We start from the raw sequence: 26,011 nt of genomic DNA, 5'->3' as shown, positions 1-26,011 counted from the left end.
TGGTGCGTAGGGAGAATGGCAGTTAGGCTGTCTGCTGGAACGGAGAACTGAGGGAACACGTTCATGACAAACGAAAAAACAGCGTCGGGCTACGTTCTCGAAAAGGGCGAAAAGCCGACGCTTAAAACCATCGCAAGGCTGAGCGGCCTCGCGGTCCCCACAGTGTCCCGTGCCCTCTCCGGCGCGCCCGATATCGGTGCAGCAACCAAGAAACTGGTTAGGCGAATCGCTGATGAAATCGGCTACGTCCCGAACCGTGCGGGGGTGCGTCTTCGGACTGGCAAAACGAACGTGATCAGCCTGATCCTCGCCCCCGAGTCGGACATGATGAACCACACGGCAAGGTTGATAAATGCAATCGCGGAAACGTTGCGCGGAACGCAGTATCATCTCATCATTACGCACATGTTTCAGGACGAGGATAAGCTCAAACCTGTCCGGTACATTGTCGAGACTGGCTCTGCTGACGCGATCATCATGAACCAGACCGAACCGGATGATCCCCGTGTCGCTTATCTGATGGAAAAGAAGTTCCCCTTCGCGACCCACGGACGGACAGGCAGCGAGAAGCACGCGTATTTTGACTTCGACAACGTGGAATTCGGTCGGATCGGGGTCGAGGAACTGGTCAGGCGTGGCCGCAAACACCTCATCCTCATCGCGCCGCCACAGAGCCAGTATTACGCTAAAAATACGATCGAAGGTGCGAGCGCGGCAGCCGAAGCGGCTGGCGTGTATCTGCGCACGGTCAGACGAACGAACAGTGACGAAAGCGGCGAAGGCGTGCGCGCCATCGTCCAGAACATCCTTGAGCACGAACCCGAGGTCGATGGCATTATCTGTAGCTCGCCCACTGCGGCCATGGGGTCGGTGGCGGCCGCCGAACAGATCGGTCGTGCGGTCGGGGCCGATATCGACATCTTCGGCAAGGAAGCTGTCCCATTCCTCAAACTGTTTCGGAAAGAGATTATCGTAATGCCCGAAAACGTCAGCCAAGCAGGCGAGTTTTTGGCCAGAGCGGTCATGCAAGCAATCAACGAGCCGGATCTTCCGCCGCTTCAGGCGCTGGAAGTCCCCGACCCGGCGAGACTCAATAAATGACGAGTGGAGGAGGCGTTCATGCCAACACAGATTAAGGGGCCAGGCATTTTTCTGGCGCAGTTTGCGGGGTCGGAAGCCCCGTTCGACTCCCTTGAAAACATTACCAAATGGGCGGCTGGCCTCGGTTACAAGGGCGTTCAGATCCCGACGTTTGTCGGCCACCTGTTCGACCTCGACAAAGCTGCCGAGAGCGACACCTACTGCGACGAAGTCAAAGGCATTTGTGCCGATGCGGGCGTCGAGATTACCGAGCTTTCGACCCACCTTCAGGGTCAGTTGGTCGCTGTAAACCCCGCCTATGACGAAGCGTTCGACGCCTTCGCTCCGGCGTCGGTCCACAAGAACCCGAAGGCCCGCACCGAGTGGGCGATCGATCAGGTGAAGAAGGCCGCTGTCGCGTCCCGCCGCCTTGGTCTGGAGCATTCGGTGTCGTTCACCGGCTCGCTGGCGTTCCCGTACCTATACCCGTGGCCGCAGCGCCCAGCTGGTCTGATCGACGAAGCGTTTGCCGAACTTGGTCGTCGCTGGACCCCGATCCTTGACCACTACAAAGACAACGGCGTCGACATCGGCTACGAAATCCATCCTGGTGAGGACGTGTTCGACGGCGCGACGTTCGAGATGTTCGTGGACGCTTGCGGTGGCCACGAGGCTGCGATGATCAACTACGATCCCTCGCACTTCCTGCTGCAACAGCTCGACTACCTTGAATTCATCGACATCTATCACGACCGCATCAACGCCTTCCATGTGAAGGATGCGGAGTTCAATCCGACCGGCCGTCAGGGTGTTTATTCCGGTTATCAGGGCTGGACCAACCGTGCGGGGCGTTTCCGCTCACTCGGCGACGGTCAGGTCGATTTCTCGGGCATCTTCAGTAAGATGACCCAATACGGCTACGACTCGTGGGCCGTACTTGAGTGGGAATGTTGCATTAAATCTCCCGAACAGGGCGCTGCCGAAGGCGGTCCGTTTATTGAGAAGCACCTGATCGAAGTGACGGGCAAAGCCTTTGACGACTTTGCGGGTGCCGAACGGGATGACGCACAGATTAAAAGGATGCTTGGACTATGAATAAAGTACGACTGGGTATGGTCGGCGGCGGACAGGGCGCGTTTATCGGTGGCGTCCACCGCATCGCGTCGCGTATCGACGGCAAGTTCGACCTTGTCGCGGGCGCGCTGTCGTCCAACCCCGAACGCGCGGCGGCTTCGGCCAAGGAACTGGGCATCGCGCGCAGCTACTCCAGCTACGAGGAAATGGCCCGCGAGGAAGCCGCCCGCGAGGACGGCATCGAGGCTGTTGCTATCGTGACCCCGAACCACATGCACGCTGGCCCCGCGATTACGTTTCTGAACGCAGGCATCAACGTGATCTGTGACAAGCCGCTCGCTGCGACGCCCGAACAGGCGGAGGAGATGGCTGCTGCAGTGAAGTCGTCCAAGGCGCGGTTCATCCTGACCCACAACTACACCGGCTACCCGCTGATCCGTCAGGCGCGTGAAATGGTGGCGCGTGGTGATCTGGGCAAAATCCGCGTCATTCAGGCGTCCTATTCGCAGGACTGGCTGGCAGAGGCGCCCGACCCGGACAACAAGCAAGCCGAATGGCGCACCGATCCGGCGAAAGCTGGTGGCGGCGCGATCGGCGACATCGGTAGCCACGCTTTCAACCTTCTTTCCTTTGTTTCGGGTCTGAAAACCGAGGCGCTGCTGGCTGAACTGCACAGCATGGTCGACGGTCGCCGCGTGGACGACAACGCGCACATCCTGCTCCGCCTCGAAGGCGGTGCGAAGGGTATGCTCTGGGCTTCGCAGGTTGCCATCGGTCAGGAAAACAACCTGTCGCTCCGCATCTACGGCGAAAAGGGCGGTATCGAGTGGAATCAGGAAAATCCGAACGTGATGACCTTCGCTCGCTTCGGTGAACCCAAGCAGCTGCTGACCCGTGGCGGCGCTGGCCTCGGTTCGGGTGGCGGTGACTGGACCCGTATCCCGCCGGGCCACCCCGAGGGCTATCTGGAGGGGTTTGCGAACCTTTACTCCGACGCGGCCGACCTGATCCGCGGCGAAGGCGACGGCAGCCTCCTCCCTGGTATCGACGCTGGCATGGACGGGATGTGGTTCATCGCCTCCTGCATCAAATCGCAGGACGCCGGAAATACGTGGATCGCACGGTAAACAGAGAGGGCGGCCAACAGGCCGCCCTTTTCATATGGCTTTGATGACGGCCTGAACGGTCTGTTCGACCGAGCCTTCGGCACTCACGCGGATCACCGCTTCGTCCTCGGTCGGCTCTTCGAGCGTCGCGAACTGACTTTGCAGCAGCGACACCGGCATGAAGTGGTTGGCGCGATGCGACATGCGTTCGGCGATCACCACGGCGTCCGCCGCAGGGTAGACGATCACGAGATCCGGCACCCAGTTGCGCAAGCGGTCACGATAAACGCGCTTGAGCGCCGAACACGCGAGCACGACGGGTTGATCCTCGCGGTTCGCGGCCATCTCTTGCCCGCACTTATCCAGCCACGGCCAGCGCATTTCGTCGGTCAGTGGATGCCCGGCGGCCATATGAGCCACGTTTTCGGCTGGGTGCAGATCGTCGGCGTCAATAAAACGAGCCCCGAGATGGGCTGCGAGTTCGCTGCCCACCGTCGATTTGCCCGAACCGGACACACCCATCACAACATACGCTGGCTTCATTCGCGGCCCGGAATGTTCTGCCGACGCTCGTCGGGGTGTTCCCAGTTGTCGAGCGCGTTGATCGCCTCTTCTGCGGTCTCGACATACTGGAACAATTTAAGGTCTTCGTCTGCGATGGTGCCTGCGTCGGCCAGAACTTCCCAATTGATGATGCCTTCCCAGAACTCCTTGCCAAACAGCAGGAACGGCACTTTGGACATGCGGCCGGTCTGAACAAGGGTCAGGGCTTCGAACATCTCGTCCAGCGTACCAAAACCACCAGGGAAGACGCAGATCGCGTTGGCGCGCATCAGGAAGTGCATCTTGCGGATCGCGAAGTAGTGGAAGTTGAAGCACAGCTCGGGCGTCACATAGGGGTTCGGAGCCTGCTCGTGCGGAAGAACAATGTTCAGGCCGATCGAACGACCGCCCGCGTCGGCAGCGCCTCTGTTGCCTGCTTCCATCACGCCGGGACCGCCGCCCGTAGCGATGACGTTTTCGGTGCCGCCATCGGCCATCGAACGCTTCGTGATGATTTCAGCGAACTTCTGGGCTTCGGCGTAGTACTTCGTGAGATCGGCCAGCGTCTTTGTCCGCGCTGTTTCGCGCTTCTCCGGCGACGGAATGCGTGCGCCGCCGAACAGGACGACGGTCGAATTCACGCCGGCTTCGTCCATCGCAAGTTCGGGCTTCAGAAGCTCCAGCTGGAAACGCAGCGGGCGCATATCTTCGCGCAGAAGAAAATCCGTATCGGCGAATGCGAGCTTGTAGGTCGGCGACCGCGTTTGGGGCGTATCAGGGACTGTTTTTGCGGTTTGTTTGTCCTCGCCGCTGAAACGGAGGGGGTGGCGGCGGTGGCTCTTGGTCATAGGGTCGTCCATTTTGTTGCTCTGCGAGGGGTATTCGGTCTATAGCCCCTCGGAAGGTTCACCCTCATACTTAACACCGAGAGGCCACATGTCTAACGCCCAGCTCGAAGCAGCTATCGAAGCCGCGTGGGAAGCCCGCGATACGATCACCCCCGCTACTACCGGCGAAACCCGTGAAGCGATCGAGGATACGCTGAACGCGCTCGACAGCGGCAGCCTGCGCGTTGCCGAAAAGCTGGAAAGCGGCGACTGGCATGTCAACCAGTGGGCGAAGAAAGCTGTTCTGCTCGGCTTCCGCATCAAGGACATGGAGCTCCACGAAGGCGGTCCGCAGGGTCACAACTGGTGGGACAAGGTCGACAGCAAGTTCAAAGGCTGGGGCGACAACCAGTTCCGCGCTGCAGGTTTGCGCGCTGTGCCGAACGCTGTTGTCCGCAAGTCGGCCTACATCGCCAAGGGCGTCGTGCTGATGCCGTCGTTCGTCAACCTCGGCGCTTACGTTGACGAAGGTACCATGGTCGACACCTGGGCCACCGTTGGTTCCTGCGCGCAGATCGGTAAGAACGTCCACCTTTCGGGCGGCGTCGGCATCGGCGGCGTTCTGGAGCCGATGCAGGCTGGTCCGACCATCATCGAAGACAACTGCTTCATCGGTGCACGCTCGGAAGTCGTCGAAGGTTGTATCGTTCGCGAAGGTTCGGTGCTCGGCATGGGCGTCTTCATCGGCAAGTCGACCAAGATCGTCGACCGCGAAACCGGCGAAGTCATGTACGGTGAAGTGCCGCCGTACTCGGTAGTCGTTGCAGGCTCTATGCCGTCGAAGAACAACGTCAACCTGTACTGCGCCGTCATCGTGAAGCGCGTCGACGAAAAGACCCGCTCCAAGACGGGCATCAACGAGCTGCTCCGCGACTAAGTGGACATCAGGGCGCCTTCGGGCGCCCTTTTCGTTTCAGGAAAAAAGAAACCCCGCCACAAAGGGCGGGGGAAGAGTTTCCCTAGGACCGAAGACGGTCCGGGGAGATGAAAGACTGAAGCGACGCTCCGCATGGTGTGGAATGGGACATCCAGCGCGGACCGGCCACATCAACTGTAGCGTGGGATAATGCGACTGCAGAATCCATAGAGGCGAAAGCCTAGCATTTGGCGCAAAGGTATAGGTTCACCCGTTTCTGCAATTTCGGATTCGGGAATTGCAACGGCGCTGGCTTTGCGCGAAACAGTGCACCGTCAAACGAGGATACCGATATGGCCAACAAGCCCAACAAGCAGAAAGTATATACGCTTCTTGTCGAAGTGGGCCGCAAGCAGGACGACGGTCTGCCCGAGGGCAGCACCGGTGCCGCGCTGATGTGCTATGCCAGCGGTGTGGACGAGGCAGAAGCTGTCCGCGAAACCGTCGCGATCCTCAAGCAGGCCGACCTCAACCCCCTCGACGTGACCGGCTACGGCACTCTCGAAGAGCGTCAGGAGATGGGCCACGACATCGAAGCCGACGAGATCGAGTTGATGAACCGCGCGCTGGAAGAAAACAGCGTCATTGTCGCTCAGATGACGCCGTTCTTCGGTGACATGAACGCCGCGGGCGAAGCCTGATCAGAAGCCGATCGACATCGCCTCATAAGGGGCGAGCGTCTTGATCGACTTGGATTTGAACGACGGTACCAGCAATTCGGGCGTGTCGCGCAGGATGCTATGACGTTGAAGGCCGCGATCCTGCGTCAGAAGTTCGGCGCGGGATGCAGTTGCGGGAACGCCTGACAGCGAAAGCGTTACGTCCTCGTCCAGCAGCAGATGATAGTAAGTCGCCGTCATCGCGCCGCGCAGGCGCACCGCTTCGCGACCGTCATCAAGCGATCCGATCTGGGTATGCACGCGCTCTTCGTTGAAGAGGTACTCGATCTTCGGGCCGTTCAATTCGACCAGATGGTTCTGGGCGAGCATGAGGTCGGTCTTTGCGCCGTAGTAAGGACTCCGGATCATCATCGGTTTGAATCGACCCTTCGCTGGCAATACTTGCTTTGCGACAGAGCGGATCTGAACGATTGTCTCGTCTTCGGTCAGCAGCAAGTCACCCGGTTTCAGATCGCTAATGAGGCGCTGGCCGTTGATGGTGCGAAGCATGGCATTCGCGCCGATGGTCGCCCAAGGACCGACGGGTTCGACCTCGTCCGAGATGGCAAGGAAGGTGAAACCTTTCACGTTGCGCACCACCTGACCGTCCGTGCAGATGCGTTTCGCATCGAGCACCGTAAGCGGGCCGGTGAGTTCGGTGTAAAACATCTCTCCGTCAGGCCCCATTGCGGCCAGCAGACCACGGCGGGCAGGGGCATCCCACGTGTACCAGAGCGTGATCGTGCCCGTGACCTGCTCCATCGCGGTGGGCAGTTGGAATTCGATCTTCTTGTCGCCCTGCTGGCAAACGAGCGTGATTAGGCCGTCGGTTTCCAACACTAGCCGAAACACCGAATGCCACGGATCGCGCGAGATATAACGTAGCAAATTCTGGCGGCGTGCGTTGGTTTCGCGGCTGTATTCGAACTCCATCACCAAAGTGCCGCGCGGAAGCAGCGACAGAGTGTTGAGCGGGTTCGACTTGGCCTTTTGCTCCAGCCCTTCGGGCTTGAAATAGCATTGTCCGTGTTGGTCCCTGATGCCGATCCAGCTCATGCTGCACCTGCCAGAAGTACGCTAACTTCATGCTGTTTCAGGGACATACGGGCCGTCGGACCGTAGGAGGAGTTGTCCGCCAGTTCGGGGAAGAGCGTCAGCAGTTCCTCTTTCACTTCCTCTTCAAAGGACGCGAGAACCGTAAGACCGGGGTGGAAGCTTTCGGTCGGCAGGCCCTCGGCGAGGACAATTTCGTGGGTGTCGAACAGCAGGTGGAAATAGGTGACGTCCCCTCCTTCAAGGCGGCACACCGTGTCGTCATTCACCAGATCCTTGGCCTTGATCAGCACTTCGTCCTGACCGAACAGCAGCGCAGCCAGACCGTCCGTCAGATAGACGCGGTGCTGCGGGGAAACGGTGATCTCGCCGTGTCCGCCAAAGGTGTTGGCCTTGATCCGGATCGGGGCGAGGTTGCCGGTCGCAGCGACCGTACGGGACCCGATCCAGCGGATCGGTTGCGGGCCGTTGTCGAAGGTGATGACCTGATCCCCGACTTCCAGTTCCTCGATCGCGATCAAGCCGCGCGTGGTCTGGATGCGGGTGCCTTTGGTAAAGCAAGGCACCGTGTCGATGGTCGCCATGCCGACGTCGCTCTTGATGAGCGTATCGCCGTCGAACGCACCGACCTCGTAAGTCAGGTTGATGGTCTCTTCGTCGCTGTCCGCCTGCACGGTAATCGTACCGTCGCCGTTGACGGTGATGACCTGTCCGGTTTGCAGTGTGATGACCGAGCCCGCGACGACCTCTTGGTTGTTGATGTGCGTGATGCGCAGCACGCCGTTCGTGCCGTTGTAGTCGTTTGCTAACAGGTCGAAGGTCTTCGTCTGGTCCGGCGCGATATCAAGCTGGTCGTGACCCGCCACGAGCGATGTCTGCACGGAGTCCGCCGCGATGATGAGGTTGGAGTCGTACTGGGCGTCACCAACGTCGGCGATACCGATGCGGATGGTGTTCACCTCGCCGCTGTTCACCGGCATGACGAGCGTCATCTTGACGGTAAAGCCGTCCATCTCGGTGTTGTACTGGCTTTCAGTGTTCGAGACGAAGAGGTTGAGGTTGGTCGACTGGTTGATGTTCGAAATCGCGGTGCTGCCGTCGCCGACGGATACGGGGATGTTTTCTCCATTCACCCAAACGCCGACGACGTCGTTGTAAATCGAACCGGTGTATTCGGGGTATTCTTCGGACGAAAAGACGAAGGTCATCGTCATCACATCGCCGTCCGGAATGAACGTCACATCGAGGTAGGACGCGTCATAGGTGTTGGTCCCTGCAAGCTCGTTGAAGCCCGCATCGTTGTCGTTGTTCCACCAATGGTCGGTCGACGTATTCGTGTTCTGGTTGGCTTGGCCGCGGCGGTTGGTGAAATCTTCCGCATCGCCCGTCGACAGGATCAGGCCGGTTTCCGAAGGAACCACACCGTCCGACAGCCCGCCGTTGGTGTAGATCGCGGAAGAGCCCGCATCGCCGGTGAAGGACGCGTCGAGGACAGTGGTGCCGTCACCGAAAATCGTCTGCGCCATATCCACAGCGCTTGCGTTGGAGTCATACCCCAACTCACGTGCTTTAACCATTCGATCGCCTCAGCCTCAGCCAAGGTCAGTACGTCCAATTATTTTTATTGGCGGCTAACGCACACACCGCAGAGTTGTGACAACAAACACACGTCACGAATCTGGCTCGCCCTGCCTCGGGTCATTTTTATGAATATGAAGAATATACGAATGGTCATTCTGACCTAGTCTTATTGGACAGAGTTGCAAAATCGCACAGGAGTCTGTGACAGACTCGACACATGCACTTTCTGGTCCGATTGCATCACGCGGCGCGTGGGGCTACGCATCGGGAAAGGAGACCCGCATGACCGCCATTGATCCCGTCGATCTGACTGCCCGCCTTGTCCGTTGCCCGTCCGTGACCCCCGAAGAAGGCGGCGCGCTAGTTCTGCTCGAAGCGGAACTGTCGGCGGCAGGTTTCGAATGCACGCGCGTGGATCGCAATGGCACGTCGAACCTCTACGCTCGCTGGGGCCGCAAAGGCGCGAACCGGACGTTCGGTTTCAACGGTCACACGGATGTCGTGCCGGTTGGTGATCTGGACGCTTGGACCGTCGATCCGTTCGGGGCCGAGGTCAAAGACGGCTTTATGTATGGTCGCGGCACCACTGACATGAAATCTGGCGTGGCCGCTTTTGCTGCCGCCGCGATTGATTTCGTGCGCCAGACACCGCCCGATGGTTCGATCGCACTGGCGATTACGGGCGATGAAGAAGGCGACGCTGAAGACGGCACGACCGCGCTGCTCGACTGGATGGCTGCCGAAGGCGAGGCGATGAGCGTCTGCCTCGTGGGAGAGCCGACTTGTCCCAATGAGATGGGCGAGATGATGAAAATCGGTCGTCGCGGTTCGCTGACCGCTTGGTTCACCGTGATCGGCGTTCAGGGCCACGCCGCCTATCCGCACCGCGCGAACAACCCGATGCCCGCCATGGCGCGCCTAATGGATCGTTTGTCTTCGCACGAATTGGATCAGGGCACCGAACATTTCGATGCCTCGACGCTTGCCGTTGTCACCATCGACACCGGAAACGCCGCGACGAACGTCATTCCCGCACAAAGCCGTGCGACTGTGAACATCCGCTATAATGACCTTCACAGCGGGCAGAGCCTCACTGAATGGCTGCAAGCCGAGGCCGACAAGGTCGCTGAGGAATTCGGCCTCCAAGTCCAGATGAAGGTGAAGGTGTCGGGCGAAAGTTTCATCACCCCGCCCGGTGAACTGTCTGATCTGATTGCAAAATCAGTCGAGGCAGAAACTGGCCGCAAGCCCGTACTGTCGACCTCTGGCGGCACCTCGGACGCGCGTTTCGTGAAAAATCACTGCCCCGTGGTGGAGTTCGGACTGGTCGGCAAAACCATGCACCAAGTCGACGAACGTGTGGCGGTGGAACAGATCGGCCAGCTCAAATCCATCTACACTCGCATCCTGACCGATTATTTCGGCTGATTGCGGGCTAAAACGGACTAGGTTTGCAGTATGATTTGGACGGTGCGTTCCCTGCGCTCCGATGATAGTGCTGCCGAATGACCCGTATTCCTTCGAAAGAGGAAATCCTCCAGTGGATTTCCGACAATCCCACCCACGCAGCGAAGCGTGACATTGCCAAAGCCTTTGGCATCAAAGGTGCTGCGCGTATCGACCTCAAGCGCGTCCTGCGTGAGATGGAGAACGAAGGCACGCTGACGCGCCGTCGTTCGTCCTATCGTGACCGCGAAAAGCTGCCGCCGGTTTCGCTGCTGCAAATCCTGCCGCCCGACAACAATGGCGACCTCTGGGCGCGTCCGCTCGAATGGCATGGTGAAGGTGATGCGCCAACCATTCTGATGATGCTGAATGACGAAGACGGGCTTGGCCAAGGCGACCGCATTCTGGCGCGGATGACCGAGGTCGGCGGTGAGGAATACGACTACACCGCCCGCCTGATCCGCAAGGTCGGCACCAACCCGCTCCGCATTGTCGGCATCTACCGCAAGGCGCACGAGGGTGGCAGGATCATTCCGGTCGACAAAGGCTCCGACAAACAGTGGATCGTCCCCGCGAACGCCGAACACGGTGCCAAGGACGGCGAACTGGTCGAGGCTGAGCAATCGGGCCCGAAAGGCCGCCTCGGTCTTCCGAAGGCCCGCATTGTGTCGCGTCTGGGCGACCCCAGCGCGCCGAAGGCCGTGAGCCTCATCGCGATCCATCAGCACGGCATTCCCGACCAGTTCCCCGACGAGGTCATCGCCGAGGCTGATAAGTGCAAACCCGCTGGCCTGAAGGGCCGCGAAGACCTGCGCGATCTGCCTCTGGTCACGATCGATCCGCCCGACGCGCGCGACCGCGACGATGCCGTGCTGGCGATCCCTGACGATGATCCGAACAACAAGGGCGGCTTCCTGCTTTGGGTCGCGATTGCCGACGTGGCGCACTATGTGCGTCCGGGGTCCGAGCTTGACCGCGAAGCCCGCAAGCGCGGCAACTCCAGCTACTTCCCCGACCGCGTTGTGCCGATGCTGCCCGACCGTCTGTCGGGCGACCTCTGCTCGCTGCACGAAGACGTCCCACGCGCCTGCATGGCGGTGCAGATGAAGATCGACAAGGACGGTCGCAAGCTGTCCCATCGCTTCACCCGCGGCCTGATGCAGTCGAAGGCTTCGCTGGCCTACGAGGACGCTCAGAAAGCTATCAACGGCGAGCCCGATGAGCGTACCGAGCCGCTGGTCGATACTGTTCTGCGCCCGCTCTGGGGTGCCTACGCCGCATTGAAACGTGCCCGCGAAGCGCGTCAGCCGCTCGAACTCGATTTGCCCGAACGCCAGATCGTTCTGAACGACGAAGGTCAGGTTGCTTCGATCCAGTTCAAGGAACGCTTTGATGCTCACAAGCTGATCGAAGAGTTCATGGTGCTGGCCAACGTCGCCGCTGCCGAAGAACTGGTGAAGCACAGGACCCCTCTGCTGTTCCGCGTTCACGAAGAGCCTGGTCAGGAAAAGCTGGAAAACCTGCGTGAAGTCGCGCAAGCGAGCGGTCTGGTGTTGGCCAAAGGGCAGGTTCTGCAAACCCGTCACCTGAACCAACTGCTCCAGCAAGCTGAGGGCACGCCGAACGACGAGCTAATCAACATCGCCACCTTACGGTCGATGACGCAGGCGTATTACAGCCCCGAGAACTTCGGTCACTTCGGTCTGGCGCTGCGCAACTACGCACACTTCACCTCGCCGATCCGCCGCTATTCCGACCTCATCGTCCACCGCGCGCTGATCAAGGCGCACAAGTGGGGCAACGACGGTCTGTCTGATTGGGATGTCGAACACCTCGACGCCACGGCAGAGCAGATTTCCAACACCGAGCGCCGTTCCATGATGGCGGAGCGCGACACGACCGACCGCTATCTCGCGGCATTCATGTCCGAGCGTGTGGGCGAGATCATCGGCGGCCGGATCAACGGCATCGCCAAGTTCGGTGTCTTTGTGAAGCTGGACGAAAGCGGCGCCGACGCGCTGGTCCCGATCCGCACGCTTGGCACGGAGTTCTTCGAATATCATCAGGACACGCAGCAACTGGTCGGCACTCGATCGGGCATGGTCGTTGCGATGGGCCAGCGCGTCACGGTCAAACTGATCGAGGCGCTCCCCGTTACCGGTGGTATCACGGCAGAGATCGTAACGCTCGACGAAAAGCGGATCGCCAATGGCGGTGGCGCGCGTGGTCGCGGTGGTAAGCCGATGAAGAAAAAGCTGAAAACGTCCAAGAAGAAAGCGGCGATCAAAGAGCGCAAGGTGAAGCGGACCCGCCGTTAACGGCGGTTTTCCGCAGGCCCATTTGGCAGGCGGAGGGTGCGGGCTAGTTCCTGTGTAAAGTAATTTACCGGTGCCAATCATGCCCTTCTCCCGCCGCTCGCTCCTCGCAGCTCTGGCAGTTTTTCCCACCTTTGCGCAGGCCCAATCCGGCTTTGATGCTTGGGTGAGCTCGTTCAAATCACGCGCACGGTCGCGTGGAATCCGGCAGGATTGGCTGGACGTAGCCTTCGCAAATGTCCGCTACAATTCGGACGTGGTCGAACGGGACCGCAATCAGGCCGAATTCAATCGTCAGATCTGGGAATACCTCGACCTCGTTGTCTCTGACAGCCGCGTGTCCAACGGGCGCGAAGCCTATCGACGACAGTTGAACACCCTTGGCCGCATCGAGGCGACCTACGGCGTGCCCGCCAATATTGTCGCTGCTATCTGGGGGATGGAGAGCGCCTACGGCACCCGCCGCGGCGATGTCCCCGTGATCGAGGCGCTGGCAACGCTCGCCTACGACGGGCGGCGCGGGCGGTTCTTTGAAACGCAATTGATGGCCGCGCTTCGTATCCTTCAGGCAGGCAACGTCGCCCCCGCTCAATTCACCGGAAGCTGGGCAGGCGCGATGGGTCACACCCAATTCATCCCAACGTCGTTCGAAGCGTACGCGGTTGATTTCGACGGCGATGGTCGCCGCAACGTCTGGTCTGATGATCCGACCGACGCGCTGGCATCCACGGCTTCCTATCTGTCCCGTTTCAACTGGCGGCGCGGCGTTCCGTGGGCGGTAGAAGTTCTGCTGCCGCGCACGTTCGATTTCAGCCAGTCAGACCGCAGCGTCAGCCGTATGCCGTCCGAATGGGCGCAGCAGGGCGTTGTGGGCACCAACCGGCAGCCAGTGCCGGACTACGGTAGCGCGGGCATTCTGACGCCTGCAGGCGCGAGCGGCGTCGCGCTCATGACCTTCGCCAATTTCCGCACCATTGAACGCTACAACAACTCCGAAGCCTATGTGATGGGCGTGGGGCACCTTGCGGACCGCATCGCGGGTGGCGGCCCATTCGTGGCGAGCTGGCCGCGCGGCGATCGTTCGCTGACCTCGGAAGAGGCGGCGGACATGCAAAGGCGTTTGAATGCAATGGGTTACAATGCCGGTCCGGTCGATGGAAAGCCCGGTAGCCAGACACGTTCTGCACTGCGCAACTGGCAGCGCAACGTCGGCCTGCCCGCAGACGGGCGGCCGAGTTTGCTGATGTTGAGGTACCTGAGGGGTTAGACTTTCGGGCCTAACTCCGCGACGACCTGTTCGTAAACGGCGCGCTTGAACGGCACGATGGCGTCGACAAGCTCGTCGACCGCGATCCATTTCCAAGTCGTGAACTCGGGGTGTTCGGACTGGATATCGATCTGGTCGTCAGTGCCTTCGAAGCGGAACAGGAACCACTTCTGCTTCTGGCCGCGATACTTGCCCTTCCAGATGTGCGGAACAACGTCGTGGGGCAGATCGTAGGCAACCCAGTCTTCGGTCTCTGCTTCGAGGACGACGAGATCATCGGTCACGCCGGTTTCTTCCCAAAGCTCGCGAATGGCGGCGGTCTTGGGCTCTTCGCCGTCGTCGATACCGCCTTGGGGCATCTGCCAAGCATCATGGTCGCGGTCGTTGCGTTGACCGACGAAAACCTTGCCCTCTTTGTTGGCGAGCATCACGCCGACGCAGGGGCGGTAGGGGAGTTTGGCGATGTCTTCGGGTGTCACAGTATGGTCCTTGGCGGACCGGCGGCGCAGAACGCCGCCGGTATTTCGTTATTCTTTGGTGTTCAGCGCGCTGAGGCCGCGGATGATGTCGATCGCGTAGGCCAGCTGGTAATCTTCATCACGCAGAGCTGCGGTCGCTTCGGCTTCGGCGGCGTCTTCTTCGATCTGGCGAATCTCGTCTTCGCTCAGGCTGTCGTTAACCAAAGCGCCGCGCAGATCGGCTTCGGAACGTTGGGTGCGCTGGTTGCCTTCGTCCTCTTCGCTGACTTCTGCAGGCATCGGCTGTTCGACGATGATGTCCGGCTGAATGCCGAGTGACTGGATCGAGCGACCCGACGGTGTGTAGTAGCGCGCGGTCGTCAGACGGATCGCACCGTCACCACGCAGCGGCATCAGGGTCTGGACCGAGCCCTTACCAAAGGACTTCGTGCCAACGACGATGGCGCGGCGGTGATCCTGAAGGGCGCCCGACACGATTTCCGAAGCGGAGGCCGAGCCGCCGTTGATCAGCACAACAATCGGCAGACCTTCGGCTAGATCACCCGGTGTTGCGTTGAAGCGATCACCGTCTTCGGCGTTGCGGCCACGGGTCGAAACGATCTCGCCCGCGTCAAGGAACGCATCGGCGACGTAGATCGCTTGGTTCAGCAGACCGCCCGGGTTGTTGCGGAGGTCGAGGATCACGCCATTGACGTTTTCGATGCCGCCAGCCTCTTCGACCTGTTCTTGCAGACCGGCTTCGAGGTCGGAGAAGGTCTGGTCGCTAAAGGTCGCGATACGCAGAACGACGGCTTTGCCTTCAGTGCGCGCGCGAACGGCGGTCAGCTTGATGGTGTCGCGGATAATCGACACATCGAACGGCTCGGCAGTATCTTCGCGAACCAGCGTCAGGATCGTTTCGGAGCCAACCGGACCGCGCATCAACTCCACCGCCTCATCAAGCGTCAGGCCAAGCAGGCTCTCGCCATCGACGTGGGTGATGAAGTCGCCGGACATGACGCCAGCAGCGTCGGCAGGGGTGCCGTCCATTGGGGAGACAACTTTGACCCAGCCTTCTTCCTGCGTGACTTCGATACCAAGACCGCCGAATTCACCGGTGGTCTGGATGCGCATGTCGGCAGCGTCGTCAGGCGACAGATAGCTGGAGTGCGGGTCGAGCGAGGTCAACATACCGTTGATCGCCGCGTCGATCAGTTCCTTCTCGTCGACTTCTTCGACGTATTGCGCACGGATACGGTCGAAGATGTCGCCGAACATATCCATTTGCTCGTAGATGGTAGCGTTGCTGTCGTTTTCCTGTGCGATCAGCGGCCCCGCCAGCTGTGTCGTTGCCAGAACACCAAGCACGGTGCCGGTCACTGCGGCGAAAGCGAATTTTTTCATATCCCTACCTCTATTCGATCGCGAACCAAGTCGCGGGGTCTACCGGAGTTTGCCCCTCTCGCACTTCGAGATAAAGGCTCTCCGTCGCGCGTGCGCCCGCTCCTGCGTCAAGATCGGTCAAAATCTCGTCAACGAGAGGCGCATCGCCTCCCATCAGGCCGACCGGCGTTCCGGTAGGCAGCACGTCACCGACCTCACCAAACACATCTGCCAGTCCGGCGTAAATGAAAAGGATGCCCGCAGCGGGCTCAGTCACCACGACGTTACCGTAGTCGAGCAATTGTCCGCGAAAACGGAGTGTCGCCGCGACCGGCGTCACCACCATTGTGCGAGGCTGCGTTGCAATCAGCGTGCCTGGACGAACGATGCCGGCAAGGTCTTCTTCGTTGAAGCCGCGCAGGATGCGCCCTTGAACAGGGAGCGGGATCTCTCCGCGCAGTGCCAGCGCATCAGGGGCAACGCCCGTGACGTCGCCATTGATGGTATCGTCGAGCCCACTGGCCAGTGCATCGAGTGTTTCAACGGACGCGATCAGCAGCGCCATCTGCACCTGATCTTCGACAAAGCGTTGGGGCAGATCTTCGCGCTTGGAAACCGCTTCGGACAGCGCGGTGCGCGCCGCTTGCGCTCCGTCGAGGCCCTCCGACAGCATTTCGGCAGCGTTCGCCTGAAGGTCACGCAGGGTGGCGACCTCTTCCAGCTCGGCCTTCAGCTCGTTTGCCTGATCCTGAAGCGCAGGTGTCACATCCGCCACGATCATTCCCGACCGTGCCGTGCCGAGTGCACCAGCCGGATGAAGCAGCAGGACAGGAGCGGGGGAGCGGCTCATCGACTGTAGAACGCCAAGCAGGTTGGCAATCTCGTCCGATTTCGCCTCAAGCCGTTGCTCCAAAGTCGTCTGGCGGATTGATGCCCTGCGCAGCCCCTCGCGGAGGGAGATGAGGCCCTCCTCGTATGCTCGAACGGTTTCGGTCAACGCCGCAACGCGGTCATCTGCCGAGGACGCATCGTCGAGCATCAGCGCAGCGGATTCGATCCGCTGCACCGCCGCCTGCGCAGCTTCTGCCGGACCGGTTTCCGCCATTGCGGCACCGGACCAAAGAGCAAATACAATTGCCGCTGCGCGGAACATCACTTGATCAGGCTTTCCCCGGTCATCTCTTCCGGTTTCTCCAGTCCCATGAGGTCCAGAATGGTCGGAGCGAGGTCCGCGAGGCGACCGTTGCGGAGCGTCGTGCCTTCGGGCGCGCCGAATACAGCGACCGAAACGTGGTTCAACGTGTGCGCGGTGTGCGCGCCGCCTGTCTCCGGATCGACCATGGTTTCGCAGTTGCCGTGGTCAGCGGTAATGACCATCGCACCGCCTGCTTTTTCAAGCGCGGCAACGACCTTGGTCAGACCCTGATCGACGGCTTCGCAAGCCTTGATCGCGGCATCCAGATCGCCGGTGTGGCCGACCATATCGGGGTTGGCGTAGTTGGTGACGATCAGGTCGTAGCCTTTCTCGATGGCTTCCACGAACTTCTCGGTCACCTCAGGCGCCGACATTTCGGGCTGAAGGTCATAGGTCGCGACCTTGGGCGATTTCGGCATGTAGCGATCTTCGCCTTCCTCGGGCTCTTCTTTGCCGCCGTTTAGGAAGAACGTGACGTGCGGGTATTTCTCGGTCTCCGCCAGACGGAATTGGGTCAGGCCGTGCTTGGCGACCCAAGCGCCGAGAGTGTTGACGATTTCGCGCTTCGGGAAAACGGTCTCGTACCACTCGTTGTGGGCCGACGAGTACTGCACCATGCCGAGCAGAGCGGCAAACGGTGGCAGTTCGCCACGATCAAAACCGTCAAATTCGGGGTTGCCGATTGCAGCGAGGATTTCGCGGGCACGGTCAGCGCGGAAGTTCAGGCAGAACAGGCCGTCGCCCTCTTTCACGCCATCATAATCGCCGATGACGGTCGCCTTGATGAACTCGTCCATTTCGTCGCGACCGTAGGCATCTTTGACGGCCTGAGCGGCGTTGTCGGCGGTGAACTGACCTTTGCCGTCGACCATCGCCTCATAGGCGGTCGAAACGCGTTCCCAGCGGTTGTCGCGGTCCATCGCGTAGTAGCGGCCCGTCACGGTGACGACATCGCAGCCCTCTGGCAGACGGTCGAGCAGGTCCTTCATGAAACCGTCAGCCGACTTCGGCGCGACATCGCGGCCATCGGTGATCGCGTGCAGTACGACAGGCAGGCCCGCATCGCGGAGAACCTTGGCTGCCGAGACGATGTGGTCGATGTGACCGTGAACACCGCCGTCCGACACAACGCCCATCAAGTGCGCGCGGCCGCCGGTTTGCTTTAGCTTGTCGATGAAAGCGAGAAGCGCTTCTTTCTCACTGAAGCTGCCGTCTTCCATCGAAAGGTCGATCTGGCCGAGGTCCATCGCCACGACGCGGCCCGCGCCAATGTTTGTGTGGCCGACTTCGGAGTTGCCCATCTGGCCGGTGGGAAGGCCGACGTCCGGACCGTGCGTAATCAGCTCTGCCGTCGGGCATTCCGACTGGAGGCGGTCGAAAGTGGGGGTGTTCGCAAGGGCAGGCGCGTTGGCGGTGCTGTCCGCGCGCTTACCCCAACCGTCGAGAATACACAGGACAACGGGTTTGGGTCGGCTCATAATCGGCTCCTTCATACTCGGGCAAGTCTTAGCGTTCCGTCGGGCCAAGGAACAGCCCTACAGTTTCGGCGGTATGAAAATACTGCGTGGAACAGCGATTTTTCGCAGATCGTGACTAGCCTGCCCCGATCAGGGCACCTGCGGCAAACACCAGCGCGCCGCCGACGACGACTTGGAATGCGGCGCGGAAGAACGGGGTGTCCATGTATTTGTTCTGGATCCACGTAATCGCCCACAGTTCGACGAAGACGATGATCAGCGCGATCACGGTTGCGGTCCAGAAATGCGGGATAAGGTAGGGCAGGGCGTGGCCCAGACCGCCGAGCGTGGTCATCACTCCCGTTGCGACTCCGCGTTTTACGGGCGAACCGCGGCCCGAGATCTGGCCGTCGTCCGAAGCGGCCTCGGTAAAGCCCATGGAAATACCCGCACCGATCGACGCAGCGAGGCCCACCTGAAGCGTGGTCATCGGGTCTTCGGTCGCAAAGGCCGTGGCGAAGATAGGGGCGAGGGTCGACACCGAGCCATCCATCAGACCCGCCAGACCCGGCTGGACGTAGGTCAGGACGAACTGACGGTGCGCGGCTTTGGCCTCATCGTCGATGTGTTCGTCGGTCAGGTGCTCGTGTTCGAGGTCGATGGCTTTCTGGTTATGGCCCGCTTCCGCCGCAGCCAGATCGCCGAGCAGCTTGCGCGTGCCCGCGTCCGAAGTCGATTTTGCAGCGGCAAGGTAGAACCGCTCCGCGTCACGCTCCATGTTAGCGGCTTCTTCGCGGATACGCTCAATGCCGAGGTTCTCGACCAGCCAGACGGGGCGGCGGGTGTAGTAGCCGCTGACGTGCTCGCGGCGGATCAGCGGAATCACATCACCAAAGCGCCGCTGATGCTCTACAATCAGGCGTTCACGGTGCGTGTCTTCCTCTGCTGCCATTTCATCGAAAACCGCCGCGCTGGACGGAAATTCGGCGCGTAGGCTCTCGCCATACATTCTGTATATACGCGCATCGTCCTCCTCGGACGAAATCGCAAGAGCCAGAATTTCCTGTTCTGTCAGATCCTTAAACCGACGGCGCTGGGCGAGTGCAGAGAGCATGGCGACCTCCTGAGGTGTCTTCGCTCAGCCTATGCCGAATTGGCGGATAAGCAACCGCGACAGATTGCCAGCACTATTGAAATACTGAACGGTTCAGTTTAGATACGTTAAATCCCAACCCAAGGTGAACGAAATGAAACGCATTGCTACTGCTTCCCTTTTTGCTCTGTCGCTGATGTCCGCGCCGGCTTTCGCTGGCGGCATCGTCATGAACTTTCCGACTGTAACCTGGCCGACCACCGATCCTGTGATTTCGACCGATGTCTGCGTCGTAAACGGCGCGAACGCTACGACACAGTGCGTCGCCCAATAACAAGCGCTACTTGTGGCTCTGGCGCCGTTGCGGCTAAACTCGGCTATCTCAAAGGAGTGGCCATGCCGGACGGCGATCAGGACATCAAACGCGGACGCAAGTTCGAACAGGTTATTGAAGGGGCGCGCGAAGTGTTCCTCAAGGATGGTTTTGACGGGGCGAGCGTGGATGACATCGCCAAGGTGGCGGGCGTCTCCAAGGCGACACTCTACAGCTATTTCCCCGATAAGCGCCTGCTGTTCATGGAAGTCGCGCGGATTGAATGTCAGGTGCAGGCAGAGAATATCTCCTCCCGCGTCGATCTTTCGCTATCCCTGCGCGACATGCTGACCTTCGCCGCGCGCGAATTCATTGAAATCCTGACACGCCCCTTCAATCGCCGCATGTACCGCATGTGTGTTGCAGAAGCCGAGCGTTTCCCCGCCGTGGGTGAACAGTTCTACACCTGTGGACCTGCCAACGCGCGGATGAAGATCGGGAGTTTTCTGAAGAAGTACGTCGAACGCGGAGAGCTTGATATCGAGGATTTCGATCTCGCAGCCGATCAATTCGAGGTGCTTTGTAAGGCCGACATCGTCGACCGTGGACTGTTCCTGAACCAGTCCGAATTCACCGAAGCCGAAAAGAAACGTGTGGCCGACGGCGCGGTGGAGATGTTCCTCGCCCGCTACGGGGTGAAGTAAGCCCCCGCCCGAAGGCGAGGGCCGTAAAGTTTAGTACACGACAACCGAACGGATCGACTTGCCTTCGTGCATGAGGTCGAAGCCCTTGTTGATGTCATCCAGCGAAAGCGTGTGGGTGATCATCGGGTCAATCTCGATCTTACCTTCCATGTACCAGTCGACGATCTTCGGAACGTCGGTACGGCCACGAGCGCCGCCGAACGCGGTGCCTTTCCAGACGCGGCCGGTCACCAGTTGGAACGGACGGGTGCTGATTTCAGCGCCGGCAGCGGCTACGCCGATGACGATCGACTGACCCCAACCACGGTGCGAACATTCCAGTGCCTGACGCATGACCGTCGTGTTGCCGGTGCAGTCGAAGGTGTAATCCGCGCCGCCGATCAGGTCGCCACGACGCTTGGTCATGTTGACGATGTACGGCACGATGTCTTCGCCGATTTCCTTCGGGTTGACGAAATGGGTCATGCCGAAGCGTTCGCCCCATTCCTTTTTGTCGTTGTTCAGATCGACGCCGATGATCATGTCGGCACCCGCGAGGCGCAGTCCCTGAATGACGTTCAGACCGATACCGCCGAGGCCAAAGACAACGGCCGTAGCACCCTCTTCGACCTGAGCGGTGTTGATCACAGCGCCAACGCCGGTGGTGACGCCGCAGCCGATGTAACAGACTTTGTCGAACGGCGCGTCTTCACGGATCTTGGCGAGCGCGATTTCCGGCAGGACGGTGTGGTTCGCGAAGGTCGAGCAGCCCATGTAGTGCAGGATCGGCGTGCCATCGAGCATCGAGAAACGCGAGGTGCCATCGGGCATGAGGCCCTGACCTTGGGTGCCACGGATCGAGGTGCAGAGGTTGGTCTTCTGGCTCAGACAGCTCGGGCACTCGCGGCATTCCGGTGTGTAGAGCGGAATGACGTGGTCGCCGGGCTTCAGGTTTTTGACGCCGGGGCCGACTTCGACAACGACGCCAGCGCCTTCGTGACCGAGGATTGCGGGGAACAGACCTTCGGGGTCAGCGCCCGAAAGGGTAAATTCGTCGGTGTGGCAAATGCCGGTGGCCTTGATCTCGACCAGAACCTCGCCCTCTTTCGGGCCTTCGAGGTTCACGTCCATGACCTCGAGCGGTTTGCCAGCCTCAAGGGCGACGGCGGCACGGGTACGCATTAAGAAATCCTCCTCTGAATGGGTCCAAACTGCGATAAAGCGAGGGTGAAAACAACGTTGCTATTGATGGGTCTTCCCATTTCCTTTCAAATCGTTTCACCCGCTATGACAGGAGTAACAAGTGCGACGTTTTTCTTTCGTTTCCGTCATTTGCGCGATTTTGACCGGATGTGGAACCACCGAATTGACACCACCACCGGCTTTTCCAGAGGAAAGCTATGACACTTGCGGTGGTTCACAATACGCTGATCTGATCGGCCAACCGGACTACGCGCTGGAAAAAGTGCTCATCCTCGACGAGGTGCGTATTTTGCGTCCTGGCGACATCGTCACGATGGAATACCGGATGCGCAGGCTCAATTTCGAGATCAATGAAAACGGGATCATCGACAGGATTTATTGTTCCTGAGGCGACCCAAACGGGCATGGTGCTTGATTTGCGAAGAAAATACCGCAAATCTGAAGTATGACGCTGCAACCGCCCACCCCGTTTATCGGCTCGTCAGAGCAGGTGTCGTTTCACCGGACCGAGCTGCATATCATCCTTGGCCTTTACGGGCGGATGGTCGCCGCGGGCGAATGGCGGGACTATGGCATTTCGGCGCTGAAGGATGTCGCAGTGTTTTCCGTGTTCCGGCGGACAGCTGAATTTCCGCTCTACCGGATTGAAAAACGGCCCAAACTTCGCATGAAGCAGGGCCAATATTCCGTGATTTCGGCAGAGGGCATGATCCTCAAGCGGGGCAACGACCTCAAACAGGTCCTTGTGCCGCTGGAGCGCAAATTGATCCGCGCCGTCGATTAAATCCTGCGGTGGGTCCGAACGGGCCCGATCCTTCGCAGCGCGTCGTCCATATCTTCGATCGCGACCGCCATATGATGCGCATTGGCGTGGATAATATTGCTGTCGTCGTAAACAATCGCCACGTGACCCGGCCAAAAAAACAGATCGCCGCGTTTTGGTTGCGTGTCTGTCAGCGCCGTTCCGCAGGACTGTTCCTGCAGATCGCTGTCACCCGCGCAGTTCACTCCGCACGCGCCGAACGCGGCGGACACCAGACCCGAGCAATCGATCCCGCGGGTGGAGTTTCCGCCCCAAAGGTACGGCACGTTGAGGTGAAGTTCGGCCACCGCAACAGGGTCGTTGCGGCTGGCGTCGTTGCGCTCGAGATGTTGGAGCGGGACGTAGCCAAGCGGGGTCTTCGCGAACTTGTCAGTCGTGTCTAATACAGGCAGTTCCGCGCCAAATCCGATGAAACTGATGTTCGGCGATTTCATGGATGCATCGCGATAAACATGCGTACCGAATGAGCTAATCCGGTGATCGGGCGCCCAGTCGGTGCTCAGTTGCGCGGATAGAACGTAGCCAACGTAGCCGTTGCGCTGCGACTGAACGTAGCTCCAGCCGGCCTCGTCTTCATACACGGTCAGGGGTGTCCCTGCCTGAAGCTGCCTGTCACGTCGACCGCCCGGAATGTCGAGCAGTTCGACGAGCGGCGCCGCGACATATGCGGTATGACCTTCGGTGTATCGGGGCGCAGCTACCTTCCCTTCAAGGTAGCCCGCCGCGACCCGCGAGTTGGCGGGCGTGGTCCGTCTGTCGGTCATAGGCCCAGCATTTTTGGCAATGCTTCCAGCAGTGCGCGGGCACCTTGACCGACGCCGCCGTGCGGGCGCGCAGGTGCCGCAGTGGGCTGCCAACCATAAATATCGAAGTGCATGTAGCGCGGCGCATCCACGAAACGGCGCAGGAACAGAGCGGCGGTGATGGACCCCGCAAATCCACCCTTCGGCGCATTATCGAGGTCAGCGACTCCCGGTTCGATCATCGCCTCGTAGGGATTGTGGAACGGCATACGCCAGACCGGATCGGCGACCTGAGCAGCGGCGATTGCCAGTGCAGACGCATCGTCGTCGTGGTCGGTGTAGAACGGCGCGAGGTCAGGGCCGACCGCCACGCGGGCCGCACCGGTCAGCGTCGCCATGGAGACGATCAGATCGGGGTTTTCTTCGCTGCCGTAGGTCAGCGCGTCGGCGAGCACGAGGCGGCCTTCGGCGTCGGTGTTGTTGATCTCGACCGTGAGACCCTTGCGGCTATTCAGAATATCCTGCGGACGGAAGGCGTTACCGGCGATGGAGTTTTCGACAGCGGGGATCAGGACGCGTAGTTGCAGCTTCAGCCCAAGTCCCATGATCATATGCGCAAGGCCAAGCACGGTGGCAGAGCCGCCCATGTCCTTTTTCATCAAGCCCATCGACGACGACGGTTTGATGTTCAGACCGCCGGTGTCGAAGCAAACGCCCTTGCCGACCAGTGTGAGCGTCGGACCTTCGCTACCCCAACGCATGTCGATCAGACGAGGCGCGCGGTTGGCAGCGCGGCCGACGGCGTGGACCATGGGGAAGTTTTTCTCAAGCAGGTCGTCGCCAACCGTGACCTCGATGCTCGCGCCATGCTCCTCAGCCAGTTTGCGGGCAGCGGCTTCCAGATCGGGAGGGCCCATGTCGGAGGCGGGCGTGTTAATCAGATCGCGTGTCAGGCACTCGCCCTTGGCAATCGTCAGAATACGGTCAGCGTCGATGCCCTCAGGCGCAATGAGCGTCGCCTTCATCTCGCTCTGCTTGCGGTAGCGGTCGAAACGGTAGGACGCCAGCAGCCAGCCAAGCGCGGCTTCTTCAAGTGCAGCGCCTTCGAGGCCTTTCAGGTCATAGGCACCTTCGGGCAGTTTCGCGGCACCCGCAGCGACGATGAACCTTTGGCGACTTTGCGCTTTTTGATCGCCCATTCCGATGAATGCGCGCTCGATGCCGCCATCCGTGCTCGGCAGCGTCAGAACCTGACCCGCGCCGCCGTCGAACCCCTGCACCTTGGCCCAAGCCTGGGCGTTTTCCGTCAGTCCATTCTGGACAGCGGACCAGTTTGCAGAAGTGACGGCTTCGAGGGTGATTGCGGGGGCGTCGGGCGCATCAAAGTTCAATTCGGGCTCCGTGGTTTTCGCCCAGCGTATCCATCCGCGCGGTGCCTGCAAGTCACTTCATTGCGCGTCTCGTGCGGTCCATAGATGCTCTGGTGCACGATGGACAAGCCGGCCCAAACGCGCCACAACGGCCGCCAGAGCCATCGGATCGTGGGTTCTGGCACAGTTGATCATGTCCATCGCGACTTTGCCGATCTTGTCGAGGCCGTAGTGCTTGGCTGTGGCGGCTACCTCGTAGCCCAGATCGGGTAGGTCCCCGAAATTGCAGTCGAAATGTTTGGCCCTGATGCGGGCGAAGAGCACATCGAGCTCCTCGGTCGCACTGGCGATAAGGTCCTCGGTATCAGTCAGACTGAGCCCGTGGAAAAGTTGATAGGCGCGCGACGGATCGGTCGTGCCTGTGTCTGTTGGATCGAGCCGCACGACGTTGCGGGTCTGGGGCGCGGGGGCGATACGATGTGTCTGAGTGTCTTGCATGAGTAGCTGGTTACGATCACTGTGGTTCCAAAGCGGTTTACGTCGCGTCGAGAAATGTTTCGAACTTCGCGCAAATGCCGCCTAATTAGCCGTGAATAAACAAACGGAGAGATGATGCATTCCGCCCGCCCGCTTCCCGAATATCTGGTCCGCCGCTACCAAGGCTGGAAAGCCACTGCATACGCTGAGAACCGCGCTTGGTATCGCCGCCTTGCCGATGAAGGCCAGCGCCCCCGTGCGATGGTGATTTCCTGCTGCGATAGCCGTGTGCATGTGACTTCCATTTTCGGTGCGGAGACCGGTGAGTTCTTCATTCACCGCAACATTGCAAACCTCGTGCCGCCCTACACACCCGATGGCGATCACCACGGTACGTCTGCTGCGGTCGAGTACGCTGTCAGCTCGCTGAAGGTCGCGCACATCATCGTCATGGGTCACTCGCAGTGCGGCGGCGTCGCCGGTTGTCACGCGATGTGCCACGGCAAGGCGCCAGAGCTTGAAGAGAAAACGTCCTTCGTGGGCACGTGGCTGAACCTGCTTCGCCCTGGTTTCGAGCGCGTCTCGGAACTGCCTGAAGAGCAGCAGGTGAAAGCGCTTGAACGTGAAGCCGTTTTAGTGAGCCTCGAAAATCTGTCGACCTTCCCGTTCGTGCAAAATGCGATGGAGGAAGGCATGTTGACGCTCCACGGTCTTTACAACGACATCGGTGAAGGAACGCTGGAGTTCTTTGATCCGACGGACAGCAAGTTCCACCTGATCTAAGAGAGAGGCGCCGCGAGGCGCCTTTCTCACATCTGGATCATGCCGCGCCCGATAACGCGGCGCACCCAGCTTTGGCGCATGTAACGACGGAGAAGTGCGTTGC

General features: G+C 60.1%; 26 protein-coding genes. 13 read left to right on the top strand and 13 right to left on the bottom strand.

Annotated elements, in window-relative coordinates:
* Positions 1 to 63: 63 nt before the first annotated feature.
* The 3 genes from IF204_RS12910 to IF204_RS12900 are packed head-to-tail and all read left to right on the top strand — an operon-like array spanning position 64 to position 3,281.
* On the top strand, positions 64 to 1,101 hold the full coding sequence (locus IF204_RS12910; protein WP_194097520.1) for a LacI family transcriptional regulator: 1,038 nt from the start codon (positions 64 to 66) through the stop codon (positions 1,099 to 1,101).
* Between the two features lie 18 nt (positions 1,102 to 1,119).
* The gene (locus tag IF204_RS12905) at positions 1,120 to 2,175 is read left to right on the top strand and encodes a sugar phosphate isomerase/epimerase family protein (RefSeq protein ID WP_194097519.1); all 1,056 of its coding nucleotides are present in this window, start codon (positions 1,120 to 1,122) and stop codon (positions 2,173 to 2,175) included.
* Positions 2,172 to 3,281: a Gfo/Idh/MocA family protein gene (locus IF204_RS12900; RefSeq protein WP_228069185.1), complete on the top strand. Its 1,110-nt coding sequence runs from the start codon at positions 2,172 to 2,174 to the stop codon at positions 3,279 to 3,281. The genes IF204_RS12905 and IF204_RS12900 overlap by 4 nt, the downstream gene beginning before the upstream one ends.
* Positions 3,282 to 3,311: 30 nt before the next feature.
* Here IF204_RS12900 and IF204_RS12895 read toward each other — a convergent pair whose 3' ends face one another.
* Together IF204_RS12895 and IF204_RS12890 are read right to left on the bottom strand one after the other, a co-directional pair.
* Complete coding sequence (locus IF204_RS12895) at positions 3,312 to 3,803, bottom strand: gluconokinase (RefSeq protein ID WP_194097518.1); 492 nt, start codon at positions 3,801 to 3,803, stop codon at positions 3,312 to 3,314.
* Positions 3,800 to 4,651 (bottom strand): LOG family protein, encoded by an 852-nt coding sequence (locus IF204_RS12890; protein WP_194097517.1) that lies wholly within the window; start codon positions 4,649 to 4,651, stop codon positions 3,800 to 3,802. Before IF204_RS12890 ends, IF204_RS12895 begins: the two co-directional genes overlap by 4 nt.
* An 88-nt stretch (positions 4,652 to 4,739) precedes the next feature.
* Between IF204_RS12890 and dapD the strand changes: the two genes are divergently transcribed.
* Both dapD and IF204_RS12880 read left to right on the top strand, forming a co-directional pair.
* The gene (gene dapD / locus IF204_RS12885) at positions 4,740 to 5,567 is read left to right on the top strand and encodes a 2,3,4,5-tetrahydropyridine-2,6-dicarboxylate N-succinyltransferase (RefSeq protein WP_194097516.1); all 828 of its coding nucleotides are present in this window, start codon (positions 4,740 to 4,742) and stop codon (positions 5,565 to 5,567) included.
* Between the two features lie 332 nt (positions 5,568 to 5,899).
* Complete coding sequence (locus IF204_RS12880) at positions 5,900 to 6,247, top strand: hypothetical protein (protein ID WP_194097515.1); 348 nt, start codon at positions 5,900 to 5,902, stop codon at positions 6,245 to 6,247.
* Here the strand turns inward: IF204_RS12880 and IF204_RS12875 are convergent, their stop codons facing one another.
* Both IF204_RS12875 and IF204_RS12870 read right to left on the bottom strand, forming a co-directional pair.
* Entirely contained in the window at positions 6,248 to 7,321 is a 1,074-nt protein-coding gene (locus IF204_RS12875) for a Hint domain-containing protein (RefSeq protein ID WP_194097514.1), read from the bottom strand.
* Positions 7,318 to 8,895, bottom strand: coding sequence for a Hint domain-containing protein (locus IF204_RS12870; protein WP_194097513.1), 1,578 nt, complete (start codon positions 8,893 to 8,895; stop codon positions 7,318 to 7,320). Before IF204_RS12870 ends, IF204_RS12875 begins: the two co-directional genes overlap by 4 nt.
* A 286-nt stretch (positions 8,896 to 9,181) precedes the next feature.
* Here IF204_RS12870 and dapE point away from each other — a divergent pair, with 286 nt between their 5' ends.
* From dapE to IF204_RS12855, 3 genes are all read left to right on the top strand, one after another.
* Positions 9,182 to 10,327: a succinyl-diaminopimelate desuccinylase gene (dapE, locus tag IF204_RS12865; RefSeq protein WP_194097512.1), complete on the top strand. Its 1,146-nt coding sequence runs from the start codon at positions 9,182 to 9,184 to the stop codon at positions 10,325 to 10,327.
* Positions 10,328 to 10,404: 77 nt separating this feature from the next.
* Complete coding sequence (rnr, locus tag IF204_RS12860; protein ID WP_194097511.1) at positions 10,405 to 12,663, top strand: ribonuclease R; 2,259 nt, start codon at positions 10,405 to 10,407, stop codon at positions 12,661 to 12,663.
* 79 nt (positions 12,664 to 12,742) lie between these two features.
* The gene (locus tag IF204_RS12855; protein WP_194097510.1) at positions 12,743 to 13,927 is read left to right on the top strand and encodes a lytic murein transglycosylase; all 1,185 of its coding nucleotides are present in this window, start codon (positions 12,743 to 12,745) and stop codon (positions 13,925 to 13,927) included.
* Here the strand turns inward: IF204_RS12855 and IF204_RS12850 are convergent.
* The 5 genes from IF204_RS12850 to mbfA form a co-directional block, all read right to left on the bottom strand.
* Complete coding sequence (locus IF204_RS12850; protein ID WP_194097509.1) at positions 13,924 to 14,406, bottom strand: RNA pyrophosphohydrolase; 483 nt, start codon at positions 14,404 to 14,406, stop codon at positions 13,924 to 13,926. The two genes, IF204_RS12855 and IF204_RS12850, sit on opposite strands and share 4 nt — an antisense overlap.
* Before the next feature lie 48 nt (positions 14,407 to 14,454).
* Positions 14,455 to 15,789 (bottom strand): S41 family peptidase, encoded by a 1,335-nt coding sequence (locus tag IF204_RS12845; protein WP_194097508.1) that lies wholly within the window; start codon positions 15,787 to 15,789, stop codon positions 14,455 to 14,457.
* Positions 15,790 to 15,799: 10 nt separating this feature from the next.
* Positions 15,800 to 16,921 carry a murein hydrolase activator EnvC family protein gene (locus IF204_RS12840; RefSeq protein ID WP_194097507.1) on the bottom strand — a complete coding sequence of 374 codons (1,122 nt, stop codon included), beginning with the start codon at positions 16,919 to 16,921 and terminating at the stop codon, positions 15,800 to 15,802.
* On the bottom strand, positions 16,921 to 18,441 hold the full coding sequence (gene gpmI / locus IF204_RS12835) for a 2,3-bisphosphoglycerate-independent phosphoglycerate mutase (RefSeq protein WP_194097506.1): 1,521 nt from the start codon (positions 18,439 to 18,441) through the stop codon (positions 16,921 to 16,923). The genes IF204_RS12840 and gpmI overlap by 1 nt, the downstream gene beginning before the upstream one ends.
* A gap of 115 nt (positions 18,442 to 18,556) precedes the next feature.
* Complete coding sequence (gene mbfA / locus IF204_RS12830) at positions 18,557 to 19,534, bottom strand: iron exporter MbfA (protein WP_194097505.1); 978 nt, start codon at positions 19,532 to 19,534, stop codon at positions 18,557 to 18,559.
* Positions 19,535 to 19,667: 133 nt separating this feature from the next.
* Here mbfA and IF204_RS12825 point away from each other — a divergent pair, with 133 nt between their 5' ends.
* Both IF204_RS12825 and IF204_RS12820 read left to right on the top strand, forming a co-directional pair.
* The gene (locus IF204_RS12825) at positions 19,668 to 19,847 is read left to right on the top strand and encodes a hypothetical protein (protein ID WP_194097504.1); all 180 of its coding nucleotides are present in this window, start codon (positions 19,668 to 19,670) and stop codon (positions 19,845 to 19,847) included.
* A 62-nt stretch (positions 19,848 to 19,909) separates the two neighbouring features.
* Complete coding sequence (locus tag IF204_RS12820; RefSeq protein WP_194097503.1) at positions 19,910 to 20,530, top strand: TetR/AcrR family transcriptional regulator; 621 nt, start codon at positions 19,910 to 19,912, stop codon at positions 20,528 to 20,530.
* A gap of 30 nt (positions 20,531 to 20,560) precedes the next feature.
* On the opposite strand, the gene IF204_RS12815 is transcribed toward IF204_RS12820, so the two are convergent.
* Entirely contained in the window at positions 20,561 to 21,691 is a 1,131-nt protein-coding gene (locus IF204_RS12815; RefSeq protein ID WP_194097502.1) for an S-(hydroxymethyl)glutathione dehydrogenase/class III alcohol dehydrogenase, read from the bottom strand.
* A gap of 121 nt (positions 21,692 to 21,812) precedes the next feature.
* On the opposite strand from IF204_RS12815, the gene IF204_RS12810 reads away from it, so the two are divergent.
* The gene (locus IF204_RS12810) at positions 21,813 to 22,100 is read left to right on the top strand and encodes an I78 family peptidase inhibitor (RefSeq protein ID WP_194097501.1); all 288 of its coding nucleotides are present in this window, start codon (positions 21,813 to 21,815) and stop codon (positions 22,098 to 22,100) included.
* Between the two features lie 57 nt (positions 22,101 to 22,157).
* Positions 22,158 to 22,496 carry a DUF2794 domain-containing protein gene (locus tag IF204_RS12805; protein WP_194097500.1) on the top strand — a complete coding sequence of 113 codons (339 nt, stop codon included), beginning with the start codon at positions 22,158 to 22,160 and terminating at the stop codon, positions 22,494 to 22,496.
* On the opposite strand, the gene IF204_RS12800 is transcribed toward IF204_RS12805, so the two are convergent.
* Genes IF204_RS12800 through IF204_RS12790 form a run of 3 tightly spaced genes read right to left on the bottom strand, consistent with a single transcriptional unit; the run spans position 22,493 to position 25,146 of the window.
* Positions 22,493 to 23,299, bottom strand: coding sequence for a C40 family peptidase (locus tag IF204_RS12800; protein WP_194097499.1), 807 nt, complete (start codon positions 23,297 to 23,299; stop codon positions 22,493 to 22,495). The genes IF204_RS12805 and IF204_RS12800 overlap by 4 nt on opposite strands.
* The gene (locus IF204_RS12795) at positions 23,296 to 24,669 is read right to left on the bottom strand and encodes a leucyl aminopeptidase family protein (protein WP_194097498.1); all 1,374 of its coding nucleotides are present in this window, start codon (positions 24,667 to 24,669) and stop codon (positions 23,296 to 23,298) included. Before IF204_RS12795 ends, IF204_RS12800 begins: the two co-directional genes overlap by 4 nt.
* A 57-nt stretch (positions 24,670 to 24,726) precedes the next feature.
* Positions 24,727 to 25,146, bottom strand: a complete 420-nt coding sequence (locus tag IF204_RS12790) for a hypothetical protein (RefSeq protein WP_194097497.1) — start codon at positions 25,144 to 25,146, stop codon at positions 24,727 to 24,729.
* 114 nt (positions 25,147 to 25,260) lie between these two features.
* Between IF204_RS12790 and IF204_RS12785 the strand changes: the two genes are divergently transcribed.
* The gene (locus IF204_RS12785) at positions 25,261 to 25,908 is read left to right on the top strand and encodes a carbonic anhydrase (protein ID WP_194097496.1); all 648 of its coding nucleotides are present in this window, start codon (positions 25,261 to 25,263) and stop codon (positions 25,906 to 25,908) included.
* Positions 25,909 to 26,011: the final 103 nt, after the last annotated feature.

The sequence above is a fragment of the Marivivens aquimaris genome, from assembly GCF_015220045.1.
Taxonomy (GTDB): domain Bacteria; phylum Pseudomonadota; class Alphaproteobacteria; order Rhodobacterales; family Rhodobacteraceae; genus Marivivens; species Marivivens aquimaris.
This window is presented reverse-complemented; position numbering and strand designations above follow the sequence as displayed.